At 71.7% G+C, this 17,190-nt stretch carries 15 protein-coding genes, 1 tRNA gene and 2 pseudogenes; 7 read left to right on the plus strand and 11 right to left on the minus strand.

Features of this window, described 5'->3' with window-relative positions; genetic code table 11:
* Nucleotides 1–3 precede the first annotated feature (3 nt).
* Nucleotides 4–354: a helix-turn-helix domain-containing protein gene (locus ABZV00_RS00320; RefSeq protein ID WP_355600550.1), complete on the minus strand. Its 351-nt coding sequence runs from the start codon at nt 352–354 to the stop codon at nt 4–6.
* A gap of 42 nt (nt 355–396) precedes the next feature.
* On the opposite strand from ABZV00_RS00320, the gene ABZV00_RS00325 reads away from it, so the two are divergent.
* The gene (locus ABZV00_RS00325) at nt 397–1,281 is read left to right on the plus strand and encodes an NAD(P)-binding domain-containing protein (RefSeq protein ID WP_355600552.1); all 885 of its coding nucleotides are present in this window, start codon (nt 397–399) and stop codon (nt 1,279–1,281) included.
* Between the two features lie 64 nt (nt 1,282–1,345).
* Here ABZV00_RS00325 and ABZV00_RS00330 read toward each other — a convergent pair.
* A tRNA-Thr gene (locus ABZV00_RS00330) sits at nt 1,346–1,419 on the minus strand.
* A gap of 96 nt (nt 1,420–1,515) precedes the next feature.
* On the opposite strand from ABZV00_RS00330, the gene ABZV00_RS00335 reads away from it, so the two are divergent.
* Entirely contained in the window at nt 1,516–3,327 is a 1,812-nt protein-coding gene (locus ABZV00_RS00335; RefSeq protein WP_355600554.1) for a metallophosphoesterase, read from the plus strand.
* A 136-nt stretch (nt 3,328–3,463) separates the two neighbouring features.
* Here the strand turns inward: ABZV00_RS00335 and ABZV00_RS00340 are convergent.
* The 8 genes and pseudogenes from ABZV00_RS00340 to tmk form a co-directional block, all read right to left on the minus strand.
* Nucleotides 3,464–3,692: pseudogene (locus ABZV00_RS00340) on the minus strand (regulatory iron-sulfur-containing complex subunit RicT); the annotation flags it as partial.
* Nucleotides 3,693–3,840: 148 nt separating this feature from the next.
* Nucleotides 3,841–4,176, minus strand: a pseudogene (locus tag ABZV00_RS00345) (hypothetical protein); the annotation flags it as partial.
* 30 nt (nt 4,177–4,206) lie between these two features.
* A complete protein-coding gene (gene ricT / locus ABZV00_RS00350) occupies nt 4,207–5,043 on the minus strand; it encodes a regulatory iron-sulfur-containing complex subunit RicT (RefSeq protein ID WP_355600556.1) in 837 nt (278 codons plus the stop codon).
* A gap of 299 nt (nt 5,044–5,342) precedes the next feature.
* The gene (locus tag ABZV00_RS00355) at nt 5,343–6,023 is read right to left on the minus strand and encodes a hypothetical protein (RefSeq protein ID WP_355600558.1); all 681 of its coding nucleotides are present in this window, start codon (nt 6,021–6,023) and stop codon (nt 5,343–5,345) included.
* Nucleotides 6,023–6,328: a hypothetical protein gene (locus tag ABZV00_RS00360; protein WP_355600560.1), complete on the minus strand. Its 306-nt coding sequence runs from the start codon at nt 6,326–6,328 to the stop codon at nt 6,023–6,025. Before ABZV00_RS00360 ends, ABZV00_RS00355 begins: the two co-directional genes overlap by 1 nt.
* A 1-nt stretch (nt 6,329) precedes the next feature.
* Nucleotides 6,330–6,659, minus strand: coding sequence for a YbaB/EbfC family nucleoid-associated protein (locus tag ABZV00_RS00365; RefSeq protein ID WP_355600562.1), 330 nt, complete (start codon nt 6,657–6,659; stop codon nt 6,330–6,332).
* Between the two features lie 145 nt (nt 6,660–6,804).
* On the minus strand, nt 6,805–8,058 hold the full coding sequence (locus ABZV00_RS00370; protein WP_355600564.1) for a DNA polymerase III subunit delta': 1,254 nt from the start codon (nt 8,056–8,058) through the stop codon (nt 6,805–6,807).
* The gene (tmk, locus tag ABZV00_RS00375) at nt 8,058–10,157 is read right to left on the minus strand and encodes a dTMP kinase (protein ID WP_355601299.1); all 2,100 of its coding nucleotides are present in this window, start codon (nt 10,155–10,157) and stop codon (nt 8,058–8,060) included. Before tmk ends, ABZV00_RS00370 begins: the two co-directional genes overlap by 1 nt.
* 308 nt (nt 10,158–10,465) lie before the next feature.
* Between tmk and ABZV00_RS00380 the strand changes: the two genes are divergently transcribed.
* Nucleotides 10,466–11,674: an amino acid deaminase/aldolase gene (locus ABZV00_RS00380; RefSeq protein ID WP_355600566.1), complete on the plus strand. Its 1,209-nt coding sequence runs from the start codon at nt 10,466–10,468 to the stop codon at nt 11,672–11,674.
* A 53-nt stretch (nt 11,675–11,727) separates the two neighbouring features.
* Here ABZV00_RS00380 and ABZV00_RS00385 read toward each other — a convergent pair whose 3' ends face one another.
* The gene (locus ABZV00_RS00385; protein ID WP_355601301.1) at nt 11,728–12,327 is read right to left on the minus strand and encodes a TetR family transcriptional regulator; all 600 of its coding nucleotides are present in this window, start codon (nt 12,325–12,327) and stop codon (nt 11,728–11,730) included.
* 226 nt (nt 12,328–12,553) lie between these two features.
* Between ABZV00_RS00385 and ABZV00_RS00390 the strand changes: the two genes are divergently transcribed.
* The 4 genes from ABZV00_RS00390 to ABZV00_RS00405 all read left to right on the plus strand — a co-directional run bounded on the left by ABZV00_RS00390 (nt 12,554) and on the right by ABZV00_RS00405 (nt 17,181).
* Nucleotides 12,554–13,870, plus strand: a complete 1,317-nt coding sequence (locus ABZV00_RS00390) for a D-arabinono-1,4-lactone oxidase (RefSeq protein ID WP_355600568.1) — start codon at nt 12,554–12,556, stop codon at nt 13,868–13,870.
* Between the two features lie 124 nt (nt 13,871–13,994).
* Nucleotides 13,995–14,894 carry an ABC transporter ATP-binding protein gene (locus ABZV00_RS00395; RefSeq protein WP_355600570.1) on the plus strand — a complete coding sequence of 300 codons (900 nt, stop codon included), beginning with the start codon at nt 13,995–13,997 and terminating at the stop codon, nt 14,892–14,894.
* A complete protein-coding gene (locus ABZV00_RS00400; protein ID WP_355600572.1) occupies nt 14,891–16,522 on the plus strand; it encodes an anibiotic ABC transporter in 1,632 nt (543 codons plus the stop codon). Before ABZV00_RS00395 ends, ABZV00_RS00400 begins: the two co-directional genes overlap by 4 nt.
* A 158-nt stretch (nt 16,523–16,680) precedes the next feature.
* Complete coding sequence (locus ABZV00_RS00405) at nt 16,681–17,181, plus strand: MarR family transcriptional regulator (RefSeq protein ID WP_355600574.1); 501 nt, start codon at nt 16,681–16,683, stop codon at nt 17,179–17,181.
* Nucleotides 17,182–17,190 lie beyond the last annotated feature (9 nt).

Raw genomic sequence — 17,190 nt, forward strand, 5'->3', positions numbered from 1 at the left:
GTTTCAGGAGGCCCGATCGGCCTCGGTGAGCTTCTCCAGACGGCGGTGGCCCCAGTCGGAAAGGGGGGACAACGCCTCGGCGAGTTCGCGGCCGAACGCGGTCAGCAGGTATTCGGTCTTCAGCGGCAGCACGTCGTGCACTTCCCGGTGCACCAGTCCGTCGGCCTCCATCTCCCGGAGCGCCTGAGTCAGCACCTTCTCGGTGAGGCCCGGCAGCTGCCGGCGCAGCTCTCCGGGACGGCGCGGACCGGATTCCAGCAGCCAGAGCAGAGTCGTCTTCCACTTGCCGTCGATCACGGCGATCGCGGCGGTCACTCCGCAGACATTCGGGTCCTGGGCACGACTGCGCGTCATCTTCGTCCTATTCACTTGCTGCATTTATGGCGGGAGTCAAGCATGTCCTCGTACACCGAAAAGTCTGTCACCGTGCTCGGTCTGGGACCGATGGGGCGGTCCCTCGCCGGCGCCTTCCTGGACGCCGGTCTGCAGACCACGGTCTGGAACCGGACCCCGGGCCGGGATTGGGAGCTGGTTCAGCGGGGCGCGGTCAGCGCCCGGTCGGTCGAGGAGGCGGTCGCCGCGAGCGGGTTGACCGTGGTCTGTGTGGTGAACTACGACGCGTCGGACGCCATCCTGCGACGCGACGCGGTCACCGATGCGCTCAAGGGGCGCACCGTGGTGAACCTGACCGCCGACACTCCGGACCGAGCCCGGGACACCGCGGACTGGGCGGCCAAGCACGGCGTCCGATACCTCGACGGTGCCATCATGACGCCGATCACCACCATCGGAACGCCGCAAGCGGTGCTGATCCACAGCGGCCCGACGGAACTCTATGCGGAGCACCAGCCGGTGCTGGACGCGTTGGGCGGCACCCACACCCACCTCGGCGAGGAGATCGGCCGTGCGGCGGCGTACGACATCGCGCTGCTCGACATCTTCTGGACCGCGATCGCGGGCTACGCGCACGCACTGGCGGTGGCAAAGGTCGAGGGTGTCACCGCGAGGGAGCTGGCACCGTTCGCCAAGGGCATCGCCACGATCCTGCCTCCGATTTTCGAGGAGGCCGCGGAGGAGATGGACCATGGCAGCTTCTCCGGTGAGGGCAACCCGATCACCTCGACGGTGTCGTCCATGGCTCATATCGTGCACACCTCCGAGGCTCACGGCATCGACGCGGGCGTGATGCGCGCGGCCGAGGGCCTGGCCCGCCGCGCCATCGGACTGGGCCACGGTACTGACGGGTTCATGCGGGTCGCCGAGGTCCTGGGGCGACGCTGAGGGTCCGCCACCGGTTAGTGGGGAAACGGCGAAGCCCAGGTCTTTGACCTGGGCTTCGGTGCCGAGCCGCCTGACGGAATCGAACCGTCGACCTACGCATTACGAGTGCGTCGCTCTAGCCGACTGAGCTAAGGCGGCAACGATCAGCAAGTGTACGGCACCGCACGGCCACCAACCGAACGGGATACCCCCACCGAATGCGGTGCCTCCAACCGGACATCGGCCGCCATCTGGATGCTTACCGGACAGCGGATCATCGAGGTCGGGACTACGCTGCGGCGGGTGAGCGACGATCACGCCCCCCTCGACGACCCCGACCAGCAGGACCCGGCGGACGGACGTCCCGACGGTGCGCCGGCCGGGGAGCGGGCAGCCCACCGCCCGCGCACCACGGACCCGCTGGAGCTGGGTTTCACCCCGCGCAAGCCGGTGCCGTGGCTGGCCCCGTTCCTGCTGATCAGCACCGGCATCCGGACGCTGTTGGCGGTGCTGTTCGGGGCGTACCTGGACAAGCGCGAGCTGCAGAACGCTTTCGGCGACGGCATCTTCCGCCAGGTCGGGCCGGATGGCGGGCTCTGGCTCGACTACGTGGCCGACCTGGGTGACGGCTTCAATGCCACCTACTCGGTCGCGTACCTGCTGGCACAGCAGGAGCTGACCGTGGACGGGCACCGCCTCCCCCGGGCGCAGACCCTGGTGATGGGCGGCGACCAGGTGTACCCGTCGGCGGCCTACGAGGAGTACGAGAACCGGTGCAAGGGCCCCTACCAGGCCGCGTTGCCGGGGACCCCGCCGGAGCGGCCCACTCTCTACGCGGTGCCGGGCAACCACGACTGGTACGACGGTCTGACCGCCTTCCTGCGGCTGTTCGTCCGTTCCCGGGACCGGCACTTCGGCGGCTGGGGCACCGGGCAGTCGCGGTCGTACTTCGCCGTGGAGCTGCCGGCAGGATGGTGGCTGCTCGGCGTGGACGACCAGTCCGGCTCGTACCTGGACGACCCGCAGCTGGCCTACTTCGACGAGGTGGCCCGGCGGCTCGGCCCGGAGTCGAAGGTGATCATCGCGGCGCCGGCGCCGACCTGGGTCAAGGCCGTCGACCAGCCGACGGCGTACGACTCGATCGACTACTTCATCCGGACGATCATCGACCCGACCGGGGCACGGGTCCGGCTGCTGCTCTCGGGCGACCTGCACCACTACGCCCGCTACTCCGGGCCGGACCGGCAACTGATCACGTGCGGCGGCGGCGGCGCGTACCTCTACCCCACCCACAAGCTGGCGGAGCGTATCGAGGTGCCGCCTCGGGACACCCTGGCCCGCCGGGCCAGCCGCACCCAGCCGTACGACCTGGTGGCCCGCTATCCGGACGCGGCCCGCTCCCGCCGCTACGGCTGGGGCATCTTCGCCCGGCTGCCGTTCCGCAATCCCGGCTTCACCACCCTGCTCGGCACCCTGCACACACTTCTGATGCTGGCCATGGCGGGCGCGGCGGCGAACTGGTCGGACACCACCGAGCAACGGCTGTTCAGTGTCCCGCTGGTGGTGATGCTGCTCGTGACGGTGCTGGCGGCCGCCCTGTTCGCCAAGCCGCCCAGCGCCAGCGGCAAGCGGCACGCGCGGCACTGGATTCTCGGCGTCACCCACGGCTTGGCGCACGTCGGGCTGGCTGCCGCCGGCACCTGGGTCTGGTTGGCGCTGCCGTTCTACGAGTGGCCGTGGCCGCTGCCTTTGGTCGCCGCGGCGGTGCTCTACGGTCCGGTGATCGGCCTGGTGGCCAGCCAACTGCTGGCGGCGTACCTGCTGGTGGCGGCGTCGTTCGGAGTGAACGTCAACGAACTCTTCGCCGGCCAGGGTATTGAGGACTCCAAGTCGTTCCTCCGGCTGCGCATCGACCCGGACGGCACGCTGACCATCTACCCGATCGCGGTCGACCGCGCGGCCCGCGACTGGCAACCCAACCCCGACCAAACCCCCACCGCTAGCTGGCTGACCCCGAAGACCCCCCTGAAGGCCCGCCTAGCCGAACCCCCCGTCACCCTCCCCTGACCCCGCCCCCGCCGTCCCCGTCGTTGACCATGGAGTTATTGCTGCAACACGCCGCTCCGCCGGGCAACAACTTCATGATCACCGCGGCGAGGCGAGGGGCGGCAGGGCGGGGGCGGCAGGGGCGGGCCGGGGTGGGTTAGGGGGTGTAGTGCTGGTCGTGGGCTTGGCGGGGGGCGCAGACGGAGGCGCGGGAGCAGGAGCAGCGGGAGCCGTCGGCGCGAGGCGGACCGTCACCGCGTCGCGGGGGACGCTGTGGCCGACCACCCGGCCGTCGCCTTCCGAAGTGGAGACCCTGCTGCCGACGGCCAGGGCCGTCTCCTGGAACCGCTGGTAGAGCGGGTGCTCTTACTTGCTCGGAGACAGCATCACTTGACGGAGGATGTCGTCGACGACGCTCGCGAGAGGTGCGGTGGCGTCGATTACGGTGCCGACTCTCGGAGTGTCTTCCTTCGTACGATGCAATCGGGCAACGAGTTCGCGTTCCGCCGGTCTTCCACCCCACTCGTCTTCCGGTCGACCGTCAAGTCGCCGATTCAAGGTGTCCACGTCGACGTCGAGGACGAAGACGCCATCGAGCAGATCGATGAACTTCGTAAAGTTCCGTGAGCCCCCGCAAAAGAAGGTCACCGGCTCGTCGTGATTGGCGACCAGGGCTCTTACGTCGTCCACGCGCCAGATGTGGTGCTCGTGCCCAAGACCGTCCAACGGCTCACCAGTCTCCGGGTCGCCTTGATAAGCCAGTTCCCGGTCGCCGTTGATGGCATGCAAGCCGCGCCGCCGCAATTCTCTGCAGACCGATGTCTTGCCTGTGCCGGAAACGCCTTCGATCAGGTAGTTCCTCTCGCCCATGACCGGATCAGCCCCTGCAGCTTCCGCTTCTCACCCGTCGCGGCTCTCGTACGCCTGCCTCGGTCCGCAGACGGAGGCCCGCGAGCAGGAACACCGGGAACCGTCGGCATCCAAGCGCACGGTCACCGAGTCCTTCGGCACGCTGTGTCCTACCACTCGGCCATCACCCTCGGGCGTCGTCACTCGGCTGCCGATTGCCGGAGCAGATTCGGCAAAACGGGCGTACAGCGGGTGCTCGTACTTCAGGCAGCACATCAGCCGGCCACAGGCACCGGAGATGCGCAGCGGGTTCAGCGGCAGGTCCTGGTCCTTGGCCATCCGGATGGTCACCGGCTCGAAGTCGGTGAGGAACGTGGCGCAGCACAGGTCCCTGCCGCACGAGCCGATGCCGCCCTGCACCCGCGCCGAATCCCGCGCGGAGAGCTGCCGTAGCTCGACCCGACAGTGCAGGGTGGCGCCCAGGTCGCGGACCAGGGATCGGAAGTCCACCCGGTGCGGGGCGGTGAAGTAGACGGTGCTGCGCTCGCCGCCGCCGTCGGTGGAGCCGAGCACGTGGTCGACGGCCACCACCTTCATCGGTAGGCCGTGCGCGCGGATCAGCCGCTTCGCGGCCACCTTGGCCTCGGCCTTGCGCCGGCGCAGCGCCTCGTCCCGGTGCAGGTCGTCGTCGCCGGCCAGCCCCACCAACTGGGGGAAGCCGTCGGTCTCCTCCGTCACCCACTGCGCGGCCCAGACGCACTCGGCCACCTCAGGCCCGTCGTCGGTGGGCACCAGCACCTTGTCGCCGACCTGCGGGCGCAACTCACCGGGGTCGAGGTAGTAGAGGCGCCCGTACCGGTTGAAGCTGACCGCACAGAGCATGCCCATCTCCCCACCCTACGACGGATCACCGGTGAAGCGCGCGCCGGCCGTCGCCAACCGACTACGCCCCGCTGCCATCCATGACCGTCGACTTGACCGATTGCCGGGCCACCCCGTCGTGCCGTTGCACCTCGCCCGGACGGTTGAATCCGGGCCAGGGCAGGGGACAAACGCGTCCGGGCGGCGTTGAGTGGAGGCAGACCTGCGGGGGGTGCAGGGGGAAGACCACGGCGTCGCCGCCGGTGCCGGCTCAGGCCGGATGCCCGCGAGCGACGTCGTGGCCTGTCCGGGGCCCGGTGGCCCGGCTACCGGCCGACCCGGGTGGGCTGACCATAGTGGGGCCGACCGTCGGTCGACGGCCGCCAGGCGGACTCGGCCAGGCTCGGCGCCCACTGGCGCAGCAGTGTCTCCGCACCGTCGTACGCGACGCAGAGCACCGCCAGCACCCGCGCGGCGATCTCGGCCGCGTCGGCCACCCCGGGCCCGACCGGCCCGTGCCGGGGAAGCGCGCCGGTCGCGGTGGCGGCGACCACGCTGACCGCCTCGGCCGAGCGGAGCACGTCGGCCAGCGTCCGGGCCAGGGCGAGGCGGCTGCCCTCGACCCAGTCGGCGAGCGCGTCGGCGTACCCGGCGGTGGACTCCAGACGCCCGACCAGGCTCTCCGGCCCCTCGTCGAGGTGGCGCAGCAGCGCGGCCGGTTCCTGCCCGTACGCCGAGGCGGCCGGGCCGGACCAGAGCACCGGGTCGGTGAGCGCGGCGCAGACGTCGTCGTACCCCCGGACCAGCCGGCGCACCGCGCGCCCGGCGCCAGCGAGCGGCGCCGGGTGGAGGTCGAGGAAGCCGCGGACCGCGTCGCCGGGGAGCACCTGCATCCGGCGTAGCAGCGGCCAGACCCGGTGCCCCTCGGGGACACCGGCGGCGAGCAGAGTGTCCACCCGGCGCAGCAGGTCCAGGCCAGGCTCGGCGAGCCGGTCCAACGGGTCCATCACGGCTCTCCGGTGATCCGGCGGCGGGCGGCCCGGTCGACCTCGCCGTAGCGGTCGGCGGCCTCGCGCACCGCTGCTGCGGCGGCGGCCAACCGACCGGCGGCGGCCCGCGCCTCGCGGGACCGGTCGTCGGTGGCGACGGTCCACTGCCGGTGCAGCGCGCGGCCGATCTCACCGGGCCGGCCGGGGGCGTCCGCGCCGAACGCGGTCGGGGCCGGATCGCTGGCGGTGACCGTGCGGGACAGGGCGGTGAGCGTGGCGCTCGCCTCGTCCAGCCGGGCGGAGAGCCCGCGCAGTGTCTCCATCTCAGGCTCCCGCGAGCGGTCGGTAGGCGGCGAACGTCTCGTTGTGCAGCTTTTCCCGAGCCCACTCGGCGGCGTCGGCCGCCGCGGTGACCGCGGCCTGCACGGAGCCGGCCACGTCCCGTGGGCTGCGGCTGTGCAGCGGCCCGAGGAACCGGACGTCGGTGATCCGCCCAGCGGCGGTGACCACCACCTCGACCAGCCCGTCCGGCGACCGGATGGTGACCTCGACGGTCGACACCGCCTGGTCGAACTCGGCCTGGAGCGACTCGATCCGGCGGTAGCGCCGCACCGCCTCCTCGATCCAGGCTTCGTCGATCTCCCCCCGCGGCATCGGCCGACTCCTCCCGGATGGTCCCTCACTCTGCGTGCTGCCACCGTCACCACGGCACATCGGACCGTACCGCACAGCAATCGCGCGTGTCGATGCCTGTGGATGACCGGTCCGCCCGGTGGGACCAGGGGTCGGGAGCTGCGGGTCAGCCCTTCCAGAGGGCGAGCATCATCGCCTCGACCGCGATCCGCGGCTTGACGTTCGCCTCGATCGCCGCCCGGCAGGCCAGCACGGCCTCCAGCCGGCGCAGCGATCCCTCGGCGTCCCACTTCTGCGCCCCGGCGCCGGCCAGCGCGGCGGTGTCGGTGTGCACCGGGGCGACGGGGGCGCGCAGCGCCATGGTGAGCGCGTCCCGGTAGAAGCCGGCCAGGTCGACCAGGGCCCGGTCCAGCGCGTCCCGCTGGGCTCGGGTGGCCCGCGACTTCTGTCGCTTCTCCAGCTCCTTGAGCTGCCCGGCGGCGCCCCGAACAGCGCCGGCCGCGCCCCGGCCGGTGCCGCCCGCGCCGAGCGCCATCTCCAGCGCCGCCCGCTCGGTCGTGTCGGCCTCGGCGACCGACGCCTCGGCCTCCGCCTCGGCCGCCTCGATCAGCGCGGAGGCCGCGTCGAACGCCGCGCCGACGCCGGTCAGCCGGCGCGGAACGGCGAGCACCGCCTCACGCCGCTTACGGGCCTCCGGGTCGCGGGCCAGCCGACGAGCCCGACCCACGTGCCCCTGCGCGGCCGCCGCAGCCCACTGGGCCACGTCGGGCGCGATGCCGTCCCGACGGACCAGCACCTCGGCCACCGCCGTGGCCGGCGGCTGCCGCAGGGGTACGACCCGACAGCGCGACCGGATGGTCACCGAGATGTCATCCGGGTGGGTGGACGGGGCGCAGAGCAGGAACACGGTACGCGGCGGAGGCTCCTCGATCGCCTTGAGCAGCGCGTTGCCGGCCGCCTCGGTGAGCCGGTCGGCGTCCTCGATGACCACCACCTGCCAGCGCCCGCCGGACGGGGTGCTGGCCGCCCGGAGCACCAGCGCGCGCATCTCACCGACACCGATGGAGAGCCCCTCCGGCACGACCAGCCGGACGTCGGCGTGCGTACCGCCCATCGTGGTGTGGCAGCCGGGGCACTCGCCGCAGCCGGTGCCGTGTACGCACTGCAGGGCGGCGGCGAAGGCCCGCGCGGCGACCGAGCGGCCGGAGCCGGGTGGCCCGGTGAAGATCCAGGCGTGGGTCATCCCGGTGGATGGGTCCACCCCGTCGGGCGTGGCACCACCGGCCGGGCCGGCGGCGATCAGCGCGGGCTCCCGAGCGGCTGCGCCAGCGCGCAGCACGGCCGCCGCGGCGGCGGCTGCCCGGCGCAGCTCGTCCACCGCCTCGTCCTGACCGACCAGGTCGGCGAAGACGTCCGGCATCAGGTCCGATGCTCCATCGTCACCAGCTCCGCGTCGGATAACTCAGGCTGCACCGAGGTGTCCGGGCCGTGAGCCGGACGGGGGTGCACGATGCCACCCGGCTTGCCGAGCATCTCCTCGATCCGACGGACCACCTGCCCGGTGATTTCCTCGGCCGGCCGGGACGCGTCGAGCACCAGGTAGCGCTTCGGGTCGGCGGCGGCGAGGTCGAGGAAGGCGTACCGGACGCGCTCGTGGAAGGCCACCGACTCGGCCTCCAGCCGGTCGGCGCCCGCGCTGCGGGAGGCCACCCGGGACAGGCCGGTCTGCGGCTCGACGTCCAGCAGCACCACCAGGTCGGGCTTGAGCCCGCCGGTGGCCCAGGAGGAGAGCCAGGAGACCTCGTCGACCGGGAGTGTCCGTCCGGCGCCCTGGTAGGCCAGGGACGAGTCGACGTACCGGTCGCTGATCACCACACCACCCCGGACCAGCGCGGGCCGGACCACGGCGGCCACGTGGTGCGCCCGGTCGGCGGCGTAGAGCAGCGCCTCGGCCCGTGGCGAGGGCGCCTCGTCGCCGGAGGTGTCCAGCACCAGCGACCGGATCCGCTGACCGACCGCGGTCGCGCCCGGCTCGCGGGTGACCACGACGTCGCGCCCCTTGCCGCGCAGCCGCTCGGCGAGCGCGGCGAGCTGGGTGGACTTGCCGGCACCCTCGCCGCCCTCGAACACCACGAACAGCCCGGCGGAGACGAACGGCTCGGAGGGCATCAGCGGGCGACCCCGGATCGAGCCCCAGAGGTCGGCCAGGACGGGGACGCCCTTCTTGTCGTCCATCTGGCCGAACGCGCTGATGCCGGCGAAGATGCCGGCGGCACCAGCGGCGAGCAGCAGCAGCCGGGTCGACGAGATGGACAGGCCCAGGTCGGCGATCTCCAGCTTGCGGGAGCCGCCGACACCGGCGAGCAGGCTGCTCAGCGCGATGGCCAGGATCAGCACCAGTCGGGTGCCGATCTGCACCACGGCGAAGACCCGGCCGCGCACCTCGTCCTTGATCTCGCCGCCGAGGAGGGTGGTGCCGGCCAGGAAGGCCATTCCGGCGCCGGCGCCGACCAGCACCGCGCCGACGATCGCCATGGACAGGTGGATGGCGAAGGCGAGGGTCATCACGGCGGCGCTGGCGAGCACGATGCTCATGCCGAACCAGCGACGCCGGGACATTTCCTTGACGATCATCGGGCCGAGGCCGATGCCGATCGCCAGGCCGACGAAGATCGCGCCGAAGAGCAGCGAGAACGCGGCGTCACCAGCACCTAGCGAGCTGGCGAAGAACTTCGCGGTGCCGATGACGATGCCGCCGCCGGCGAACGCGCCCAGGATGCCGAGGACCAGCCCGCGCACCAGCGGGGTCTGGCCGATGAACTGCCAGCCCTCCTTGAACTGGCGCAGCATGCTCTGCTCGTGACGGTCGCCCTCGGCGGTCTGCCCCTGGCTGATCTCCTTGATGCCGAACGCGACGACCAGTGCGGTGGCCAGCCGGGAGAAGGAGTTGAACCAGAGCGCCAGTTGGGCCGGTTCGGCCCAGTTCGGGAAGTTGCCGCCGGTCACGCCCCGGACGCTGCGGTCCAGAACGGCGCTGACCAGCGCGGCGAGCACCGGGGTCAGGCCGTAGGTGGTGATCAGCGTGAGCTGGTTGGCCGCCTCCAGCCGGGCGCGCGGGATCAGGTTGGGGACCGCCGCTTCCTTGGCTGGGATCCAGATCAGCGTGATCGACTCGATCAGGAACGTGGCGATGGTCGCCCACAGAACCACCATCGCGCCGCTGGCGCCGGCCAGCGCCACCAGCGGAATCGAGGCGAAGAGCACGAACCGGAGCAGGTCGCAGATGACCATCGTCCAGCGCCGGTCGAACCGGTCGGCGAGCACGCCGGCGACCGGGCCGAGCACCAGCGCGGGCAGCAGCCGGATGGCGATGACACCACCGAAGGCCGCGCCCTTCGCGGTGCTGCCCTGCACCTGAGAGGCGGCGAAGACCGAGGTGGCCAGCAGGCCGAGCCAGTCACCGAAGGAGGCCGCGCCGAGGACGATCCAGAGCCGTCGGAACGGCCGGATCCGCAGCACCGAGCGGATCGCGGCGTAGCCGGACGGGTCCACCTGGGCACCGTTGGACTGGTTGGCGGCGTTGCCCGACTGATCGCCCGAGCGCGACACGCCGTGCGACTCGCCGCTGTTCTGGCTTTCGATGGCCGTACCTCCACGTGCCGGCCCATCGCTGGGCGCCTCCGGTGGAACACTCTAGACCCGGTGGGGGGCCGTCCCACCGGCGACATTCTCCTGCTCGCTGAGCCTAGGCCGCCAGAGGCGCCAGCCGCAGCCCGGACGTACGCGAGGGTATTTCGCATTCACCGTCGGACAGTTAGCGTGCACACGTGGCCAGAGAAAGCGACAAACTTCGCGAGCGCCTGGATCGGGCGACCGCCCACCTCGACCCGCCGTACGCGGTGGTTGATCTCACCGCCTTCGACGCCAACTCGGCCGCCCTGGCCGACCGCGCGGCCGGCAAACCGGTCCGGGTGGCCAGCAAGTCGGTCCGCAGCCGGGAGCTGATCAGCCGGGCGCTCGCCCGACCCGGCTGGCGGGGCGTGATGGCGTTCACCCTGCCCGAGGCGATCTGGCTGGTACGCGCCGGAGTGAGCGACGACGTGCTGGTCGCGTACCCGAGCGTGGACCGGGCGGCACTCGCCGAGCTGGCCGCCGACCCGGCGCTGGCCGCCGCGATCACCCTGATGATCGACGGCACCGGGCAGCTCGACCTGATCGACGCAGTGCAGCCCCCTGGGCAGCGCGCCGAGCTGCGGGTCTGCCTCGAACTGGACGCCTCGTGGCGACCGCTGCGCGGGCGGGTGCACGTCGGCGTCCGCCGCTCACCGGTGCACAGCGCGCGGGCGGCCGGTGTGCTCGCCGCCGCCGCCGCCGGTCGGGCCGGCTTCCGGCTGGTCGGCCTCATGGCGTACGAGGCGCAGATCGCCGGCCTGGGCGACGCGCCGCCGGGGCAGACGCTGCTGGCCGGCGCGATCCGGCTGGCCCAGCGCGGGTCGTACCGCGAGCTGCTGGCCCGCCGGAGCGCGGCGGTGGCCGCGGTGGGCGAGCACGCCGAGCTGGAGTTCGTCAACGGCGGCGGGACCGGCAGCGTGGCCGCGACCAGCGCCGATCCCGCGGTCACCGAGGTCACCGCGGGATCGGGCCTGTACGGGCCGACGCTGTTCGACGCCTACCGCGCCTGGCGCCCCACCCCGGCGGCGTTCTTTGCCTGCGCGGTGGTCCGTCGGCCGACGCCCGAGCTGGCGACCGTGCTCGGCGGGGGCTGGATCGCCTCCGGCCCGGCCGCCGACAGCCGACTGCCCCGACCGTGGCTGCCGGCCGGCCTGAAGCTCGTCGGCAGCGAGGGGGCCGGCGAGGTGCAGACCCCGCTCTCCGGCGCGGCGGCGGCCACCCTGCGCATCGGCGACCGGGTGTGGTTCCGGCACGCCAAGGCCGGCGAGTTGTGCGAGCGGGTCAACGAACTGCACCTGGTCGAGGGGGACGCGATCGTGGCGACCGTGCCCACCTACCGGGGCGAGGGGCTGGCCTTCCTCTGACGCCACCCCGCCGCGCCTTGCCGACCCGTCGGCCGAGCCAAGGCGCGGGCGGGTCAGGCCGGCTGGGTCGCCGGCTGCTCGGCGGTGTACCGCTCGCTCTCCGGACCGTCGACCTGACGGTGCAGGTACTCCCGGATCAGCGCCTTCGCCTCGAGCAGCACCCGCTCGTCGCCGTTGGGCTGCCGCCGGAACGCGAGCTTGATCAGCGCGTCGGCCGCCTCCACCGCGATCTCCAGGACGAAGCGCAGCTTCGGCACGTCGGTCAGCCCGAAGCGCTCGGTGAGCACCCGAGCCAACTGGTCGGCGATCACGCCGTTGTTGTCCCGCTGCTCATCGAGCAGGTGCAGGTCGACCACGTCGCCGAAGTGCAGGGTACGGAAACCGGGGACGGTGCGGTGCATCGTGATGTACTCATCGATCCCCGCGTCGACGCCGTCCCACCAGTGGGTCATCTCGTCCGAGGCGAACCGCTCGTCGAGCCGCTGGAGGTAGGACTCCATCGTGCGCAGGGTCAACGCCTGCACGATCGCCCGCTTGTCCGGGAAGAACTGGTAGACCGACCCGATCGCCACCTCGGCACGCTCGGCGAGCAGGGTCGTTGTCAGACCCTCGTACCCCACCTCGTCGACGAGTTCGGCGCAGGCGTCCAACATGCGCTGTACCCGCGCGACACTTCGACCCTGCACCGGTACGCGGCGCAGCGGCCCGGTCGTGGCGGCTGGTGTGGACACTCGGCGCCACCCCCCTTCGACGAATGAACATATCTGCACGTCACGACTCCGTGACTACCGGTACAACGAGCGGACCCTGATTGCGGTATTTACCAGGTACAACGTTCCTGATATGAAGTCAGTTCATATTCATCTCTGAGGAGCGCGCATGGTTGGCACCGCACCGCTCACCACCCGCTGGTCCAACTGGGCCGGCAACCAGCGTGGCAGCGCCACCGCCATCCTGCGCCCCGGCACGCCGATCGACATCGTCGAGGCCGTCCGCGCCGCCGCCGCCGACGGCGGCCGAATCCGGGTGACCGGCAGCGGCCACTCCTTCACCGCCGTCGCGCTCGCCGACGACCGGCGGATGGAACTGTCACAGCTGGACACCACCGTCAGCGTCGACGTCGAACAGCGGCTCGTCACCGTACCGGCGGGGATGACCCTGCGGGCGCTCAACGGCCTGCTCGCCCGACACTGCCTCGCCCTGCCCAACCTTGGTGACATCGACGCTCAGACGGTGGCCGGGGCGATCTCCACGGGCACCCACGGCACCGGCGCCCGCTACGGCTGCCTGTCCACCTTCGTCGAGGCGATCACCCTGGTCACCGGCAACGGAGAGGTGCTGCGCTGCTCCGCCGACGAGCACCCGGACGTCTTCGCCGCCGCCCGGGTGTCGCTCGGCGCGCTCGGGGTGCTGGTCGAGGTGACCCTGCGCTGCGTCGATGCCTTCGTGCTGCACGCCCACGAGCGCCCAGCCGCGCTGGCCGACGTGCTCGGCGACCTGCCCGACCTGATCGGCCGCCACGACCACGTCGAGTTCTACTGGTTCCCCTACACCACGCGAGTCCAGGTCAAGACCAACGACCGGGTACCCGCCAACGACCGGCCGCTGCCCCGGTGGCGCGGCTGGCTCGACGACGATTTCCTGTCCAACACCGTCTTCGCTGGCGCCTGCCGGCTCGGCCGGGCCGTGCCGGCGCTGGCCCCGGGAATCAGCGCGGTCTCCGCCCGCGCGCTCACCGAACGCCGCTACACCGGCCGCTCCGACCGGGTTTTCTGCACCCCGCGCCGGGTCCGCTTCGTGGAGATGGAGTACGGCCTCCCCCGCGAGGCGCTACCCGAGGCGCTGGCCGCGCTCCAGCGGATCGTCGACGGGCTGCCGTTCAAGGTGCTCTTCCCGGTGGAGGTGCGGTTCACCGCCGCCGACGACATCTGGCTGTCGCACGGCTACGGCCGCGACTCCGCGTACATCGCCGTGCACCAGTACGTCGGGATGCCGTACGAGCCGTACTTCCGTGCCTTCGAAGAGGTGGCCGCCGGGCTGGGTGGCCGGCCGCACTGGGGCAAGCTGCACTACCGCGACGCCGCCTCGTTGGCCACCGCCTACCCGCGCTTCGCCGACTTCCAGACCCTCCGCGACCGCCTGGACCCCGACCGCGTCTTCGCCAGCCCGCACCTGACCCACATCCTCGGCGGCTGACCGCCGGGCGGCACGGCTTCCGTGGTCGCCCGCCCGCGGGCTCGACGTCCACCCTCGGATTTTAACGAGATTCATACGGTTCAGAGAATTCACGATTTTGTGAAACCGGCGTAGCGTTCCGGGCATGACTAGTGCTATCTCAGTCTCCGGCCTGGTGAAGACCTTCGGTCGGGAACGCGCCCTCGACGGACTGGACCTGCACGTCGACACCGGCGAGGTGCACGGCTTCCTGGGCCCGAACGGCTCCGGGAAGTCCACCACCATCCGGGTCCTGCTCGGGTTGCTGCGGGCGGACGCCGGGACGGTCAACCTGCTCGGTGGCGACCCGTGGCGGAGCGCGGTGGATCTGCACCGACGGCTGGCGTACGTGCCGGGCGACGTGAACCTGTGGCCGAACCTGACCGGCGGGGAGGCGATCGACCTGTTCGGCTCGCTGCGGGGCGGCCTGGACAAGCAGCGCAGGGACGAGCTGCTCCAGCGGTTCCAGCTCGATCCCTCGAAGCGGGCCCGCACGTACTCGAAGGGAAACCGGCAGAAGGTCGCCATCGTCGCCGCCTTCGCCTCCGACGTCGAGCTCTACATCCTCGACGAGCCCACCTCGGGGCTGGACCCGCTGATGGAGGCGGCCTTCCAGGAGTGCGTACGCGAGGTGAAGCGGCAGGGCCGGACCGTCCTGCTCTCCAGCCACATCTTCTCGGAGGTGGAGGCGCTCTGTGACCGGGTGAGCATCATCCGGCAGGGCCGGACGGTGGAGAGTGGGACCCTCACCCAGCTGCGGCACCTGACCCGCACCACGGTCACGGTGGAGACCGCGCTGCCCATCGACGGGCTGGCGAAGCTGCCCGGCGTACACGACGCCGACGTGACGGCCACCCACGCGACGTTCGCCCTCGACGCCGCCGAGCTGAACCGCGTGCTGGAGTATCTGACCCAGTTCGAGGTTCGTGCCCTTTCGAGTGCCCCGCCGTCGCTGGAGGAGCTTTTCCTGCGGCACTACGGCGACGAGCTGGCGGGTGCGCGATGAGCGGTGCCTACACCGGAACGACCCGGCTGGCCCGCCTCGCGCTGCGGCGCGACCGCGTGCAGTTGCCGGTCTGGATCCTGAGCACCGTCGCGCTCGGCGCCTTCGCCAGCTCGGCAATCGACACGCAGTACCCGACCGAGGCCGACCGGGTCGCCGTCCTGCGGGTGGCCGTCGACACGCCCGGGCTGCTGATGTTCCGCGCCGCACCCACCGGCACCAGCGACGGCCAGATGACCGTCTTCGGAATCCTGGCGTTCCTGGCGTTGATGGCGGGCTTCATGAGCACCCTCGCCGTCATTCGGCACAGCCGCCAGAATGAGGAGACCGGACGCGCCGAGATGATCGGCGCGACGGCCGTCGGCCGACACGCCAGCCTGACCGCCGCCCTCGTGGTCGTGGTCGGGGCGAACATCGCGCTCGCGGCGCTGATCGGGCTCACCCTCGCCGGCGGCGGCGAACCTGTCGCCGGATCCTTCGCCGCCGGCGCCGGGGTCGGTGCCGCCGGCATCTCCTTCGCCGCGATCGCGGCCGTCGTCGCGCAGCTGACCCAGGGTGCGCGCGCCGCCAACGGAATCGCCGCCGCGGCGGTCGGCACCGGCTATCTGATCCGTGGCCTCGCGGACGCGTTCGGCGAGGTGCAGCCGGACGGGTACACCATGAGCAGCGCCTGGCCCTCCTGGCTTTCCCCGATCGGTTGGACCATGCAGATGCGGCCCTTCGCCGGCGACCGGTGGTGGGTCCTCGCGCTCCCGCTCGTGTTCCTCGGGATCATGACAGCGGTGGCCTTCGCCCTGACGGCACGGCGCGACGTGGGCATGGGCCTGTTCCCGGACCGCCCCGGCCCGGCGCGGGCGTCCTCCGCGCTGCTCAGCCCGCTCGGCCTGGCCTGGCGGCTGCAACGTGGCACGGTGCTCGGCTGGGCGGTGACGATCGCGGCGTTCGGGCTGCTCGTCGGCTCGATAGCCAACGCGGTCAAGGATCAACTGGCCACCAACGAGAACGTGACGGGGAGGCTCGACGACCTCGCCGGTGGGGGCGGGCACGAGGTGATGGACACCTTCTTCGCCGCGATGATGGCGACCATCGGCATGCTGGTCGCCGGCTTCCTGGTCCAGGCGCTGCTGCGGGTGAGAGCCGAGGAGGCCAGCGGGCGGGCCGAGGCGGTGCTCGCCACCGCGACCGGCCGGCTGACCTGGCTGGGCAGCCACGTCGTGGTCGCCACGGCCGGCGCCGTGGGCATGCTCGGGCTCGCTGCGGTCTCGATCGGCCTGGTGTATGGCGCGAGCGTCGACGATCTCGCCGGCCAGACGGGTCATCTGGCGGGCACCGCGTCCCTGCAACTGCCGGCGGTGCTGACCCTGGCCGGGCTGGCCGTGGCACTCTTCGGCCTCGTGCCGCGGATCGCGGTCGGGCTGACCTGGTTCGGCTTCGCCCTCAGCTTCGTCCTGGGTCCGTACGGGTCACTCTTCGGCGTGCCCGAGGCGGTGCGGGAGCTCTCGCCGTTCAGCCACATCCCGGCGGTGCCGGCCGACGCCACGGCGGCGCCGATCGTGGTCATGTCCGCCGTCGCGCTGGCACTGGGCGGGGCGGGGCTGATCCTCTTCCGCCGACGTAACCTCGTCTCGTAACCCGATGGACGATCGATGTTCATGGCGCGGCCGGCTTCGAGCTGGCCGCGCCGTCGGCCAACTGGACCGGTTCCGGGCGGCCGCGCCGTCGGCGTCCGGCCGTCGGCCGTCCCGGACGCTCGTTGGAAGAAATTCAGAAAGTAGTGAGAGATAAGTTGATGCAACCCGCAGGCCACCGCGACGAGGAAGCGGTACGACGCTTCGTCGAGCACTTCGCTCTGACCTTCAGCGACATGGGCGTACCCAGGATGCCCTCGCGGGTGCTGGCTGCGCTCCTGGTCGCCGAGGAGCCCGGGTTGACCGCGGCGCAGATCAGCGAGCGGCTCGGGGTCAGCCCCGCCGCCGTCTCCGGGGCGGTGCGCTACCTGATCCATGTCGGCATGGCGGTGCGCGAGCCGGCCCCCGGGTCCCGCCGGGATCTCTACAAGGCGGCCGAGTCCCGCACGTACACCTCGATGATCCGTGGCGGGATCTACACGAGGTTCGCCGACGTCGTCCACGAGGGTGTGGTGGCGGTCGGTGCGGACGAATCGTCGGCCAGTGCGCGACTGGGCGAGCTACGCGACTTCTTCCTCTTCGTCCAAGACGTGATGAGCGACGCTGCGGAACGGTGGGAGAAGATTCACGACGAACGGCGGAAGCCACCGCCGGCCGGCTGACCTGCCCGG

Origin of the sequence: Micromonospora sp. NPDC005173 (genome assembly GCF_040608515.1) — a bacterium.
In the GTDB taxonomy this organism is placed as follows: Bacteria; Actinomycetota; Actinomycetes; order Mycobacteriales; family Micromonosporaceae; genus Micromonospora.

Coding starts and splice junctions, on each gene's coding strand:
- ABZV00_RS00360 (WP_355600560.1), bottom strand. CDS start 6,328: ATGGAGACACTGCGCGGGCTCTCCGCCCGGCTGGACGAGGCGAGCGCC.
- ABZV00_RS00365 (WP_355600562.1), bottom strand. CDS start 6,659: ATGCCGCGGGGGGAGATCGACGAAGCCTGGATCGAGGAGGCGGTGCGG.
- ABZV00_RS00325 (WP_355600552.1), top strand. CDS start 397: ATGTCCTCGTACACCGAAAAGTCTGTCACCGTGCTCGGTCTGGGACCG.
- ABZV00_RS00355 (WP_355600558.1), bottom strand. CDS start 6,023: ATGGACCCGTTGGACCGGCTCGCCGAGCCTGGCCTGGACCTGCTGCGC.
- ABZV00_RS00400 (WP_355600572.1), top strand. CDS start 14,891: ATGAGCGGTGCCTACACCGGAACGACCCGGCTGGCCCGCCTCGCGCTG.
- ABZV00_RS00405 (WP_355600574.1), top strand. CDS start 16,681: ATGCAACCCGCAGGCCACCGCGACGAGGAAGCGGTACGACGCTTCGTC.
- ABZV00_RS00385 (WP_355601301.1), bottom strand. CDS start 12,327: ATGTTGGACGCCTGCGCCGAACTCGTCGACGAGGTGGGGTACGAGGGT.
- ABZV00_RS00395 (WP_355600570.1), top strand. CDS start 13,995: ATGACTAGTGCTATCTCAGTCTCCGGCCTGGTGAAGACCTTCGGTCGG.
- ABZV00_RS00370 (WP_355600564.1), bottom strand. CDS start 8,058: ATGCCGGACGTCTTCGCCGACCTGGTCGGTCAGGACGAGGCGGTGGAC.
- ABZV00_RS00390 (WP_355600568.1), top strand. CDS start 12,554: ATGGTTGGCACCGCACCGCTCACCACCCGCTGGTCCAACTGGGCCGGC.
- ABZV00_RS00335 (WP_355600554.1), top strand. CDS start 1,516: ATGCTTACCGGACAGCGGATCATCGAGGTCGGGACTACGCTGCGGCGG.
- ricT (WP_355600556.1), bottom strand. CDS start 5,043: ATGGGCATGCTCTGTGCGGTCAGCTTCAACCGGTACGGGCGCCTCTAC.
- ABZV00_RS00320 (WP_355600550.1), bottom strand. CDS start 354: ATGACGCGCAGTCGTGCCCAGGACCCGAATGTCTGCGGAGTGACCGCC.